Source organism: Tenacibaculum jejuense (genome assembly GCF_900198195.1).
Lineage (GTDB): Bacteria > Bacteroidota > Bacteroidia > Flavobacteriales > Flavobacteriaceae > Polaribacter > Polaribacter jejuensis.
The window spans coordinates 2,031,625-2,044,887 of sequence record NZ_LT899436.1 but is presented as its reverse complement, the minus strand read 5'-3'; the positions used below and the strand labels follow the sequence as shown (position 1 = coordinate 2,044,887).

Annotated in this window: 5 protein-coding genes; 1 reads left to right on the top strand and 4 read right to left on the bottom strand. The window is 30.3% G+C overall.

Annotation, left to right across the window (positions count from 1 at the left end; all coding sequences use genetic code 11):
- Positions 1–58: 58 nt before the first annotated feature.
- Positions 59–2,221 carry a CBM35 domain-containing protein gene (locus tag AQ1685_RS09065; RefSeq protein WP_095071443.1) on the top strand — a complete coding sequence of 721 codons (2,163 nt, stop codon included), beginning with the start codon at positions 59–61 and terminating at the stop codon, positions 2,219–2,221.
- Positions 2,222–2,299: 78 nt separating this feature from the next.
- Here AQ1685_RS09065 and AQ1685_RS09060 read toward each other — a convergent pair whose 3' ends face one another.
- From AQ1685_RS09060 to AQ1685_RS09045, 4 genes are all read right to left on the bottom strand, one after another.
- A complete protein-coding gene (locus AQ1685_RS09060) occupies positions 2,300–4,483 on the bottom strand; it encodes a T9SS type A sorting domain-containing protein (protein ID WP_157730165.1) in 2,184 nt (727 codons plus the stop codon).
- Between the two features lie 114 nt (positions 4,484–4,597).
- Positions 4,598–7,138, bottom strand: coding sequence for a fibronectin type III domain-containing protein (locus AQ1685_RS09055; RefSeq protein WP_095071439.1), 2,541 nt, complete (start codon positions 7,136–7,138; stop codon positions 4,598–4,600).
- 209 nt (positions 7,139–7,347) lie between these two features.
- The gene (locus AQ1685_RS09050) at positions 7,348–10,233 is read right to left on the bottom strand and encodes a fibronectin type III domain-containing protein (protein WP_095071437.1); all 2,886 of its coding nucleotides are present in this window, start codon (positions 10,231–10,233) and stop codon (positions 7,348–7,350) included.
- 230 nt (positions 10,234–10,463) lie between these two features.
- On the bottom strand, positions 10,464–13,187 hold the full coding sequence (locus AQ1685_RS09045; protein ID WP_095071435.1) for an RICIN domain-containing protein: 2,724 nt from the start codon (positions 13,185–13,187) through the stop codon (positions 10,464–10,466).
- Between the last annotated feature and the right edge of the window lie 76 nt (positions 13,188–13,263).

Sequence of the window (13,263 nt, the reverse complement as noted above, 5' to 3'; positions counted from 1 at the left end):
ACCTCTAAAATTTTAAGCTTTACGTATCTTGAAAAATACCCTAAAAACAATATATGTAATGAAAACCAAAATTTTAATTAACCTCTTTTTTTTAATTAGTGTATTTTCTTTTGCTCAAAGATCTAACAAACCATGGAAAAATGGTCGAGATAGAGAAACTAACCAATACAACTTTGTACCCAGTAATCTAGATTTAAAAAGCATTCGATCTCAATTCGAGAAAATTAATTATAACAAACTATCCAACAAGTCCTCTCCTATTCCTAATCCAAAAAATCAAACATTTGAAAAAGCTAACGGAATTAATATTGCTTGGATAAATTATGGAAGAGATACTGGTGTGGATCCTAATGGAGGCAAAAATTTCAGACCTAACCTTAAAAAATTTGAAGAAGTTATGGACTTTGTTAGTGCTAATAATGGTAATGTGATTCGATGGTGGTATCATACCAATGGATCAACAAATCCTGTTTTTGATAATAATCAAATGGTAGCTAAAAACCCTAATTTTTTCCACAACGATGTAAAAGCTATTTTAAACTTAGCACAACAAAAAGGACTAAAAGTTCAAATTTGTTTATGGTCTTTTGACATGCTTAAAGATCAATGGGCTGTAGATGCCGTTGCTAATAAAAAATTACTAACACAAAATGCATATACAAAAGCATACATTAATAATGCTTTGTTACCTTTAGTAAACGCTATTGGAAATCATCCTGCTTTGTATGCTTGGGAAATTTTTAATGAACCAGAAGGTATGACCAGAAGATATGCTGATCATTGGCCTGGATTTTTACAAAAAATAGAAATGAAAGATATTCAATCTTTCATTAATAAAGTTTCTGGAGCTATCAGAAAAGCACAACCTAAGGTAAAAATAACTAATGGAGCTTTAGGCTTTTTAACAAATGTAGAAGATCCTGAAAAAGGATTTTGGAATGCTTACACCGATATTAATCTAATTCAAGCTGGTGGAGATTTAAATGGGTATTTAGACTTTTATAATATTCATTATTACAAATGGGCAGGAATTAATGGTTCTCCTTTTCACAATGCTTTTGATACTAGTAAAATAGATAAACCTACTGTTATAGGTGAATATTATCCTGATAATCTAGTACTTCAAGGAACTCCAAATATTAATGCTAAAGATCTTGGTAAAAAACTAAATGAAAACTCATGGCAAGGTTCTATCGTATGGTCTTGGACAGATAGAACAAACACTACTGCAAGAAATAATATGGCTAATATTATAAGTGGTTATAATTCAGAAATACAAAATACCTTAGTTGCTGATGCTGGTAAAGATCAATCATACAATGACTCAGACAATGATGGTCAGGAACGTATCTCTTTAGATGGTTCTAAAAGCTCTTATACAGGCAGTAAAATAAAATCATTTGTATGGAAAAATAAAGGGAAAGTAATTGGTACTGGTGCAAAAATAAATACAACACTTCCTTTAGGTACTCACAATATCAAATTAGTTATTAAAAACCATGAAAACATGACGGCTACTGATGTTGTTACTATTACAATTGAAGAAGGTAACGCGGGACCTCCAGTGGTAATAGATGAAAAACTTGAAGCTGAAAACGCAATGATTTTATCTGAAGTAGAAATAAAATCTGATGGTTCAACAAGTAATGGAGCTTATGTGTATCTGAAAGGCGATAATGGTAAAATAACATGGGGATTTGATGTTCCTTCTGATGGAGATTATTCGGTAAACTTTAGATACAATGTCCCATTTGGATTTAAAAAGCAATTTTTAAACGTAAATACTTCTTACATAGGTGAAATTGATTTTAATGGTCCTCAAAACACATGGCAAACCAAAACGATGAGCTTAAATTTAAAAGCTGGATTTAATACTGTTACGTTAACAGCTAGTTGGGGATATATGTATTTTGATTTTATAACTATCAAAACAGAAAAATCAGCTACTGAAACTTCCAATGATCTATTTTTAGCTTCATCTGACGTATTTGGTAAAAAGAAAAAAGCTTTTGCCATTTATCCGATTCCTGCTAAAAATTATTTAACCGTAAAAGGAAGTGAACTTGGCGATAAGATTAAAGTTTTTGATACTTATGGAAACATAATCTTAGAATCTACTTTAAACTTACATCAAGAAAGTATTGATGTATCTGGCTTAAAAAAGGGAACCTATATTATTCAAGTTTCTAATAAAGGGAGACAATTTTTAATAAAAGAATAAGTATATCATTCTTATCAAACAAAAAGCGACTGATATTCAGTCGCTTTTTTTATGCAGTCGTTTTTAAGTAATTCAAATTTATTGAAGTACTATTTTTTTTGTTATTATGTATCCTCCTTGCTGAATTTTCACAAAGTACAATCCTTTTTTTCCTAAATTCTCAATTTTAATCTCAATTGTATTTTCATTAAATTGATTGTTATATACTTTTTCTCCATGCAAATTAAAAATAGTTATTTCTGAAGATGTATTTTTAGTCAAATGAATAGTAAGATAATCTCCTAAAGAATTCATAGAAATATATGCTAAGTCTTGTTCTATTTTCAAATCACTCTGAAAATCTTGCTTTAAGATATTAGATTTTGTTCTATTTGATTGCTCCACACTAACAATTCGCCAATTTTGATTTTTGTTATTCACATCAAAAGACCATAAAAGTAATATTGGTTTATTTTTAGGTCTATCCACAGCTTTATCACAATGCAATGGTCGTAAAAAATAATCTTCACCAATTTTTGTTATTTTCCATCGTTGATGATCATCTAACACTTTTGAATAGGTTGCTAAATTCACATTTAAATTCCGTGGATCATCTCCAATATTACATACTTTATAAGGTACTTCTAAATACTCATTATTACGTAAATTTTTAATTAAATAATGAGTATCAACTTTGGTAAACATCCATTTGGCACTATCACCATTTGTGTCTGATTGATTTACTAAACTTCCACTCGGACTATTAATTCTTATATCTCCTGAAGGATTCTGAATATAATAAACACCATCTGCTAAATAATCATCTGAAGTAGTAGCATTGATATGAGATATTTTAGTTGATTTCCCTACTTCACAAACTCCTCGTAAAACAAGTGTATATTCTGTATTTATATCTAAATCTGATATTGTTAAAGGAGATGAATTTCCACTTTTAAAAGAAATAGCTTTTGTTTCATTAATGCTACCTGTAAAATCACCTTTTTTCCAAGCTCTTAACTCATAAAAATCAACTCCAGAAATTTCATCAAATTCAACAGTTATAGATGTCTTTGTATTTGAAATAGCTGCTAACCCTGTTAATGAAACATCTCTACCACAAATTGCTGTGTTATTTTCTGTTAAAATAGCTGGATAAAAAGTTTTTCCTTTTGGTGGTGAATAACTTAATAATCTTGGTTCTCCATACCTATCAAAAACAAATACCTTATCACCTGAAAATCGTTCTGAATTACTTCTTCCTCTGGTTTTATTATTAAAAATAAGATTATTAGAACCTGGCTTTTTATGTCCATATTTTGATCCTCCAGAAGCAAAAGCTCCCCACGATCTCCATTGTAAACTACTTATCTTATTATTCTCTATTAAGTTATACCCTTCATCTCCATTATGAAAGTTAACATCAACCTCTAAATTACAATTTGTAACAACATTATATTTCGCTTTTTGCTGAATAGCAAAATGTCTAATTCTACGCACGCTTTCATTTACAAAAAGACCATAATTTCCTCTAATATCATAATATCCATTTCCACCACCTCCTTTGTTAAAACAAGCATCAATAAAATTATTTCTACAGGTAATATAATCTCCACTAATCTTTAACGGATTTGTTCCTGAATTTTTAAAAACACAATTATCAATCCAACAATTTTTAGATCTTTTGTCTATTTCTACAAATGAAACATACATGTTTTTAATACCATCAGGATCATTACTAAAACAATCACTACCACAAAAACGATTCTCAGCTTTATTACGATCGTCATAAATAGTAGTTGATTTAGTTGGAATGTACTCAAAAGTTATATCTTCTAATCCTGATTTTCTTACATCGTTAAACTTTAAAGCACTTGCTTTGCTATTTTCATAAGCCCTTATAGTTACATTAAAAATAACCTCATCTTTCGTTTCTCCTCTTAAAATTATATTCGACTTTATGTTTAAAGAACGATCAATAGTATAGCTACCTTTTTTTAATAACACTACGCTTAATTCTCCTTCTGTGTTTACACTATTTATTGCTTCTTGAATTCCTTTTGAATTTGTTGGTGCAACAATTAATTTTATTGGCAATGTATTTCTTTTAGGAATGCCTCCTTGCACTCCTGCTTTTTGCCATTCTTTCATAAAAGGATACTTAGCATCGTTTTTTGAATTATCAAATCTAACTCCAGAATCCCCTAAAGATAATTGTGCATTAATATTGATGATGAATAACAGTAAAATAATTAGTATACCTCCTTTATTTTGCTTTTTCTCCATGACTTTATTCTCTTTACAGTAAAAAACTATTTTGTACATATAAAATATTGCTTGAAACAATTAAAAAAGCGGCTAAAAATTTAGCCGCTTCTTATTGGTAAATTTTACCTCTTACTATAGAAGCATGATCTTTTTGGTTATTGTAGTTTCACCTTGTTTGATTTGAATAAAATACAAACCTGATTTTCCTAAGCTACTTTTATTTAATTCAATAGTTTGACTATTAAATTCTTTTTGAAAGATTTTCTTTCCTTGAATATCAAAAACATTTATTTCTGATGTTGTATTGTCTTTCAATTTTATAGAGAAACGATTTTCTTTTACAGGATTAGGAAAAATGACAACTTCCTTATGATTATCTAAGTCTTTATTTACTGTTCTTAAAAACACATCTTGAGTTACAGTATTTAGCGTTGAAATTTCAGTAGATTTCCCTTCTTCGCAAACTGCTCTTAAAACCAGTGTATATTCTTTACCTGGATTTAAATTTTCAATGGTTAATGGAGATGTATTTCCGCCTTTAAAAGCAAACGCTTTTGGCATATTGATACTCCCAGTAAAATCGCCTTTTTCCCATGCTCTTAACTCATATATGTCAACTCCAGATAATTCATCAAAAGCCACTGTTATTGAGCTTTCTGTATTAGAGATAGTTCGTAAATTACTTATTGCTGTACCTAAATTACATTTAGATACATCTGCAATAGTTTTTACGTTTATTTCTGATAATTTTGTTGAGCCTCCTAAACTACAAACCGCTCTTAAAACTAAGGTATATTCTTTACCTGAATCTAAATTTTCTATGGTCAATGGAGAGGTGTTTCCTCCTTTAAAAGCAAAAGCTTTTGGCATATTAATACTACCTGTAAAATCACCTTTTTCCCATGCTCTCAATTCATATGTATCTACTCCAGATAATTCATCAAAAGCCACTGTTATTGATGTTTTTGTTTTTTCCGTAGCTTCTAAACCAGTAATAATTGCTTCTGTGTTACAGCTCGTAATATCAGTAATCGTAGTTGCATTAATTTCTGATAATTTTGTTGAGCCTCCTAAACTACAAACCGCTCTTAAAACTAAAGTATATTCTTTGCCTGAATCTAAATTTTCTATTGTTAGTGGAGAGGTATTTCCTCCTTTAAATGCAAAAGCTTTTGGTGTATTTATACTTCCTGTAAAATCGCCTTTTTCCCATGCTCTCAATTCATACATATCTACTCCAGATAATTCATCAAAAGCTACAGTTATTGATGTTTCAGTTTTTTCTGTAGTTTCTAAACCTGTAATTATGGTTTCCATATTACAGCTAGTATTATCTGTAACAGTAGTAGCGTTAATTTCTGATAATTTTGTTGCCCCTCCTAAACTACAAACACCTCTTAAAACTAAGGTATATTCTTGTCCAGACTCTAAATCATTTATAGTTAATGGTGAAGATTTTCCTCCTTTAAAAGCAACTGCTTTTGGCATATTAATACTCCCAGTAAAATCACCTTTTTTCCATGCTCTTAACTCATAAGTATCCACTCCTGATATTTCATCAAAAGCAATAGTTATAGAATTCTCTGTGCTTTCGATAGCTTTTACTCCTTCTAAAGCAGTATCTATACTACATGATGTTTCATCTATAGTATCTCCTTTTTTCCAAACTCTTACATAATCCACATACATTGATTCTGGTAATTCTCCTAATTGTCTTCTAGCTCTTTCAGCTAAATTTTTCAAACGATCGTTGTTTGGATAATTTCCTTGAGGATCAAAAGAAGTAAAGGCATTTCCTCCGAAGTCAACAAATGGAACTCTCATTCCTAATGACATAATAACACGTAATGGTAATTTACTCCAATGTGTATTTTTTAATGTTTTTCCTACTTTTTTACCGTCAACAAAAAAATTAATTTCTTCCTTGGTTATTTCACAACCGTATGTATGCCACCCTTCTCTTGGGTCAAAACCTAATTCATATTTATTTAATTGTTCTTCAGGATTTCTCTTTGGTCTTACCCATCTTCTTCTATTCCCATCTTTAAAGGCGATATGTAAATTAGATTCTGTATCCTCTACTCCATCTTGTACGCCATCATAAAAATCGTGTTGCTGTAATTCTTGTATGTCAATCTCTGTATAAACTACACCTCCTTCAGCTGGATTTCTATCAAAAAATTTACTGTAAAGCCAAAAAGCAGGACACAAACCTCTAGAACGATCAATTCCTCCATTAAAAGGATGTGGATCAGAATTATCAATATCGGCTCCTCTTATGGTCGCTTCAATATAACCTTCAAAATTGGCAGGCAATGATTTTTGAGATTGAAGACAACCTGCATTATAAAACTTTCCATTTATGGCTATTGAGGTACCATTATTATTTTTACCGTTATATCTTGCTGTAATTTTGGCGGCTCCTCTATTAAAATAATTACCTTCTGCAACATTGGTTTTGTTTGTTAAATTCCAAGCTGCTATGTTTGGTAAATTATTTGTTTGTTCCCATTTTTTTGACCAGTTAATACTTCCTGTATTAAATTCATCTGACATATCTTCTAATAAGATAAATTGATCATTGGGGTTTACGGTTTTTAATGGGCTTTGACCGTATGTTTTTACTAAAAAAAGTACTAAACAAATACTTAAAATTAAATTGATTTTTTTCATGATTATTTATAGGATTATTTTTGCAAATAAAGCTCTCTCCCTTCCCAACAACTAACTAATAATTAACCCTTAATAGCTATAATTTACCTTGTTTAAAATATTTATAATTGGTAAAAAATATTTTGAATTAAACCAAAAAAAGCGACTAAAAATTAGTCGCTTCTTCATTTTAAATCACTTTGTAATTGTGGGCCTAAAACTCAAATTTGTTATTGAAGAATTACCTTTTTAATTGTTGTAGATAATCCTTGTTTTATTTTTATAAAATACAATCCTGATTTACCAATATTTTCTTTCTTAAGATTGATCGATTTTTCACTTGATTGATGTTGATATACTTTTTTACCTTGAATATCAAAAATTACGATTTCTGAACTTTCTGCTTCACCTAAAAGAATAGTAAAATTCTCATCTACTACAGGGTTTGGAAAAATATTAACAGTTTCATTACTTGGATTTAAATCCTGAAGTTTTCTACTATTCACAGAAGTTGTAGCTTTAACTATTCTCCAATTTTGATTGGTATTATTAGTATCTAAAGTCCATAATAATATAATTGGTTTGTTAGCTGGTCTATCAACAGCCTTATCACAATGTAAAGGTTGAATAAAATAATCCGCACCTACTTTTGTTATTTTCCATCGTTGATGATCACCACGAACTTCTGAATATGTCCCTAAATTCACATTCGGATTTTGTGAAGCTTCTCCAATTTCACATGCCTTAAATGGTACTTCTAAATATTCATTATTTCTTACATTCTTAATTGTATAATAATCATTAACTTTAGTAATTTCCCATTTAGCACTGTTCCCTGAAGTATTAGCTTGATTTACCAAACTTCCGCTAGGACTATTGATTCTTATGTTACCTATAGGATTTTGGATATAATAAATTCCATCAGTTAACATATCATCTTTAGTAACTGCATTAATTTGTGAAATTTTAGTTGACTTTCCTACTTCACAAATACCTCTTAATACTAGTGTGTACTCTTCACCTAGATTTAACTCAGTTATTGTTAATGGTGAAGCATTACCTCCTTTAAACGAGACTGCTTTTGGTTCATTAATACTTCCTGTAAAATCACCCTTTTTCCAAGCTCTTAATTCGTAAAAATCAACTCCAGAAAGTTCGTCAAAAGCTACTGTTATAGAATTTTTTGAATTGTCTGTAGCTTTTAAAGCTGTTATTACTGAGTTTATGTTACATTTTGGAGCATCTGCAACTGTAGTAGCATTAATTTGTGAAAGTTCTGTTGATTTTCCTACTCCACATATTCCTCTTAATACTAAAGTATATTCAGTACCCTCTGTTAAACCAGAAATTGTTAATGGAGAAGAATTACCTCCTTCAAAAGCAACTGCTTTTGGTTCGTTTATGCTTCCTGTAAAATCACCTTTCTTCCAAGCTCTTAATTCATAATTTTCTATACCTGAAACCTCATCAAACTCAAGAGTTATTGATGTTTTTGTACTTGCTATTGTTTTTAATCCTTTAATAACTTTAGCATTACAAACATTCGTATTACCATTGTCATTATCGTTATCATTATCACAATTAGCTGCAACTGCATTTAAACCATTACCTGTTGGTTTTACATAAGTTTTAGATAAAATAAATTTATCTATTTCAAAACCATCTTCTCTCATAGAAAATGAAACGGTATGAACTCCTGCCGAAGGTACATTAATAAAAATCTTCTCTGGCTCACCACAATGATTCGCATTAGTTCTTTGTTTACTTTCCCAAGTCCACTGGTTTTTACCTGTACACCATTGCATTTTTCTACCAGATGAAGGCCATGTTCCATCAATACCTACGTGAATTCCGTTATCTTCAGAACCTGTTGAATATGCTCTTACCCAAACAAAATACTTTCCTGGAGAGTTAAACTTTATCTTATAATCTAATACTGCTTTTCCTGGTGTATCAGAGAAATTTACTCCAACTCTTAATGGATCTCCATGCGTAACTCTTGTATCTGGTAATAACTCTACATATTTCCCTCTACTTGCTGTTGATGCGTGACTTCCATCTGGATCAGGTTTAGGTGTATTACCTCCATTACCTATCACAAACCATTCTCTATCGTTGGTTTCCGATTGTTTCACATAATCTTCTGCTTCTACTGCAACAATTCCATTTTTTTCTTCAAAAACTTTCCCTGAACATGAGTCTGAATCAGAATCAGAACCTGTATCAGGATTAGAACCAGTTGTGTTCACTACATATCTATCCCAAAATTTAGCTACATTATTAACTTTATCTCCGATGTTTAAAATCCACCAATTTTCAACACAATCTGAATAATCTAGCCCGTCATTTTTCATCCATGACCAATCATAAGGAACTCCTTGTGGATATCTACGCCTCACAACACGATCTGCTTCTATCCAAATTTCTCTAGCTTTTTTGTTAGGAGAACTTTTTGCTTGTGCTATCCATTTACTATCTCTCGATCTATATCTTGGAGTATCATATGGTCCATGATCTCCCCAATTTTCAGTAAAATCTGCATTTCCATCATCTATGTAAAAATAATTTGTTTTACTTCTTACATAATTAAGATCGCTTGGAGTTGTTTGATCTTGGTTCCACTTACTATGCTGAACTACAATTACATTATTTTTAACGGTAGTACCTCCAACTGCTTTGATTGCTTCAGCTACCCAATCTGCTGTAATATCTGATTGACCAGCTTCTTGAACCCAAACTTTTCCTCCATTATTTAAAATTGGAATAACTTTATTTTTAATTCTATTTACAGATGCAGTCCAATTTTCATCAGCATCAGTCCAATTATTTTTTCCGAATGCTAAATCAAATAATTCATCAGAATCAATAAAACGTCCATTTTGACGTCCATAAGCTCCTGCAACAGCAAAATAATTAACTCCTTTTAAATCGTTATGCAATAACATAGAACCTAATGCTGCTTGCGCATGAATATCATCAGGATCTGGTTTACTATCAAACTGAGCTATTAATAAATCTTTGTTTTTATTAAAAAAAGGTCTCTGTGCATTTGTGGTTAATCCTAAAAATAATAGCGCACATGTTACTATTATTTTCTGCTTAAAATTACTTTTCACTTTATAATTATTTTAGGGTTGAATAAATATTAGATTATACATTACTTTAGTGATTACTTAACAATACTGTACCAACAATCAATTCACTCTTTATTGATAAGTAATTATGGATGAAGAGATTTTCATCTTTTACCCAACAAAGAATAAATAACTTGCTAGTTTCGTTTTAAATAGGTGAAAAGTGCAGTTATTATTCAAATAACTACACTCATAAGAACACGAAAATTAGTTTATAAAACCATTAGTTTTATAACACTATCTTTTATGGAAACCAAGTACATACCACTTGCTAGATCATTCACTGGTATGCTAGAGTTTTCTAATGTAAGCTCTTTTACTTTTACTCCTGAAATGGAATAAATCCTTACTTTTTCTCCTATAACTTTTCCAGTAAAAGTCAATACATTGGTTACCGGATTAGGATATATTTTAATAGACTTATCATCAATCTCATCTTGAGCTAATTTTCTGTTAGATGAAATTGGCTGTATCTTCCATTTTTGATTGTTGTTATTTTCAGAAAATACATAGGTTATAATATTTGTATTTAAAGTACCTTGATTACGATCTAAACCTTGACTCATACAATGTGCTGGCATTAAACTATAATCATTCCCATTCTTTACTACCTTCCAACGTTGATGATTTCCTGTTGCACTTGTGTATGTTGATACTGCTGTACCATTTTCACACTTTGCAAAAGGAACTTCTAAATATCGTCCTGTTTTTTCATTTTTAAGAGTGTAAACGTTATTGCCTAAATGAGTAAAAGCCCACATTTGATTTTTTCTAAAAAAAGGATTAAACATTATAGCCAAATGATTGTTGTAAGGTTCTGACTGTAATCTTTGATCAGAAGTAACCGACTCTAAAAAGTAAACTCCATCATTAATTAATTGAGTCGGTGTATTTACTTTTTCTTTTTTTAATAATGCTATTGATGAATACGGAGGTATCGCTACATTTCCTGTATATTCGATATTCTTGGCATCTACATACTTGATATTTCCTAAGTTTATTGTTTTAGAAGTACCTGTTGCATTAATTTCAAATTTTATTATTGAATTAGCATCGGTTGATGATGGATATTGAATTGGTGCATTCTTACCATTTTTCTCATAATTTGGAAAAGCAATTTTAAATTCTGATAAAGTATGCTGTGTTTTATTTCGAACTAAAAATGTTTCTATTTGCTTTGCACCATTAAAAGGCTGGCAATAATAATTTTTATTTACCTCTCCTAAGAAAGTATTAAATCCAGACGCTGTTATTCTATTCGTAAATTCAGCACAAAGTTGATTCGCTTTTTTAGGGAAAAAGATGTTATTCACAAATGTATTATTAGTTGCTCTTGCAACTCCTCCACCAGCAGCAAAAGAATTAAAGTAAGTAGATGACACAATAGCTGTACCACAATTATATACTAAATTATCTCTAAAAGTACTTTTACTAGATAGATTAGCCATAAGTCCCCAACCAATAACATTTGAAACAGAGTTTTCATAAATTAATTGATTTTGAGAGTCATTGTCTATATAAATTCCTGCAGTTTTAGGACCACGATTATTTGGAGCACCTAATGCTGCCCCAATACCATCAGTGACCACGTTTTTGTATATACGATTGTTAGCGTTTTTATTTCCTACTGTATAAATACCACCGCCATCATCTTTTGTTAAACAAAAATTTCTAACATAATTAAAACGAATTTCAAAATTTCCTCCTGAGTAATTAATACCATGGTATCCTATTTTATTGACTACATTTTTTTCAATTATGTTTTTTGCTGAGCCATTTTCACTAATAATTCTTACTCCTGTATACGGAACAAAACTTGAAGCTCCCATTCCAGATCTGGTTCCTACATTTCTAACTAAATTATTAGAAAAAGTAATTCCGTTACATTGTTCAAATCTAATACCTATATTATTTCCATTCTGAATAGTACTATTAGTGAATTTAAAGTTTTTTAAACCAAAGCCTAAACCTAAATAATTACTACCATTATTTAACTCACAATTATCAATGGTAATATTATTCGCCTTATTAATACTTAATACAACATCATTACCTCCTTCAAACTTTATATTTTTAAAGTTAATATTACTACTATTTTTAAGACTTATTGCATATGCTCCTAACGGAATTTCTACATTTATGGTATTAGGATTTACCTCACTGTATAAATACAATACTCCATTTACAATATCATGAGCCCATTCACCATTCATGTCTAAAGTGTTTACATGGTTTTGAAAAAAGTAACCAAAATTATTTTCAATATTATTTACAAAACCATTGCTTGACGATAATTGAAAGTTTACTGTTTTACCTGAATGAGAAGTAATTATTTCTGATTTGATAGAATCATCTGTCGTTCTAATTGTTATTTCTCCTCCTTTAAAGAAGTTAGTAGCGTAAGGTAATGCTGAAGATTCTGAAATAGAACGATTGTTATTTGAATGTGAACTAATGGTTCTATATCCACCATTAGTTGCATTGTAATTAGGTTCACGACCAATTTGTTGCGAAACATTATTTAAATACAACGCTGTAATTCGATTACCATCAACTTTATTTAAAGGAATACGCCAAATATCCCCTCTAAATCGAGACCAATTTTTTAAACTTTTAGCAGCTCTAATTATTGGACGATTACCTGATCCATAGGCGTCATATTGGATTCGTTTTGCAAAACTTCCATTTTTTCCTTTGACATCTAAAGATCCGTAAAAAACATCACCTCGTTTAAAATTGATAATATCACCATTATTTAGTGATTGCCTATTTACTCTATTAATTGTTTTCCAAGGAGAGTTTATAGAAGTTCCTGAATTTGCATCATTTCCTGATGCACTGATGTAGTAATTTTTTTGTGCTACCAACGAATTGATTCCACAACAGCAAAATAATAAAATTGCATACTTTCTAACTGAATTAATTAGATTTTTCATTTTAGAAGAAGAGGTTATTTTAGGGATTAATTATATTAATAAAGGAATAATTAACTTACTCTCTATTAACGCCGCA